At 47.5% G+C, this 1,696-nt stretch carries 1 protein-coding gene; it reads left to right on the forward strand.

What is annotated here, in order from left to right:
* Positions 1 to 500 precede the first annotated feature (500 nt).
* On the forward strand, positions 501 to 1,595 hold the full coding sequence (locus tag ACTBDZ_RS17590; RefSeq protein WP_438816243.1) for an inositol phosphate phosphatase SopB: 1,095 nt from the start codon (positions 501 to 503) through the stop codon (positions 1,593 to 1,595).
* Positions 1,596 to 1,696 lie beyond the last annotated feature (101 nt).

Raw genomic sequence — 1,696 nt, forward strand, 5'->3', positions numbered from 1 at the left:
GCCAATGGCAACATTACTTGATGGTAAACGGGTCTGGGCAGAAAAAAATCTGAACCAGATTTAATCTGACAGACACCTGTATAAATAACCGGTAACTGTCAGATCAGGTCTGAGCTAGTACACTTTATGTCTTACATCGCTCTCTTTGCTCAGGAAATATCATTCAGGGATGAAGCAGTTCGTGGTTTGCCTGTAGGCTATCCTCCCGCAACGTAGAAATTATCATCTTCATCAGCAAGTCATCGCTATCACCGTTGAATTGGGCGTTTAATTATAGTTAATAGCAATGGCGGTCAGTAACGTTATCGCTCAATGAGCGGAGGCGTTATTTTATGGGCGTTAATGGTTTTTTTAGCATCAAGCAACAAAAGTATCACGTTAATAATCATCTGGATAGTAGTGTTAAAACGGAGGGGCCGGTAACCTCCGATAACAGACTGTTGTGGGCGAATCATCTAAAATCCGCAGTGCAAATCAATGACAGGCCGACATTGCACATCGTGGCTGATAAGAAAAAAATCTTTACAGGCACAGTGGCGCAGCGTGTTAAACAGTATAAAGCAGCAAAGAACTCGGATGTTGAACGTAAACGTGAAGACGTAGACACGTCCTCCCGCACAACAGAAACGCTAAGCGTTTTAGAAGGACATTTGCACAACGCCGCCACCAGCGCAATGTTGGCATTGGGGCGCGATCCCTCGTCATTACTGGATCAAACTCGCGAGAAGCTGCAAGCGGAAAACAGAGCGCTCACCAAACAGGAGTTGCAGAGAGCGAAAACCATAAAGCCGCTATTGATAGACGGGCTGACAAGAGAGTTTATCAATCTAGGATTTCCGAAAAAAGAAGCAAAAGCACAAGCCAAACAAGCTTTTGCGGCGGGTTTGCGCGAGGTGCTAAATACCCAGAAATGGGAAACGATCGATACGCGTTTTCAACATAACAATGTGGACTATCAGTGTACGCTCACGCCGGCCGGACAGATGAAGCAGGGGGAGAACGGTATTTTTCATACCCGCTACAATGACAGGGGTATCGCTTCCTCCTCCTCGCAAGAAACCACACATGCCACGAATTTATGGCTGTCAGAATTCAGTGCCCTTGGTGAAAAGGGTACACCGCAAAGGCTGTTTACTGGGATTCGTCACGGTATCTTGTCTCCTTTTGGATTGGCAAAAAATTCGGATGCACGCTATTTCGGTGCACAAACGCGTGCTATGGAAGTGGTTACTTCCGCGCTGTTCGCCCGCCCTGAGTTGCTGCGCGACGCCGAGCAAGGAAAAACGGTGGCGCTGAATCTGGCTTCAACATCATTGGTTACTGGAGGGTTTGGGGCTGAAAAAGAAATGATGGACGACCAGATGCAGGCATGGGCGCAACTGAGTCAACAGCAGCCGTTGCAGGTTCCGTTAAGGGATGCACAGGGCAATATTTATCACGCCTCGGTCAATCTGAACGTTGCGGCATTCAACTTCGGTGTCAATGAGTTTGCGCTCATAGGCAACATGGGGTGGAAACAGGCAGATGGTTACAATGAAGCGGCGCTGAAAACGCTGCTCGGCGATGATTTAACCGTCATTCCGCACCTACTTTAAGAATAAATTCGACGGTATCGCTCGCCGAGAACATCAACGATGGTCTTGTGAATAGAATTGAGGTTGGATACTTGTGGTGGTCTGTCACCAATACTGAACTC

This window comes from Symbiopectobacterium sp. (assembly GCF_051710365.1).
Taxonomy (GTDB): Bacteria; Pseudomonadota; Gammaproteobacteria; order Enterobacterales; family Enterobacteriaceae; genus Symbiopectobacterium.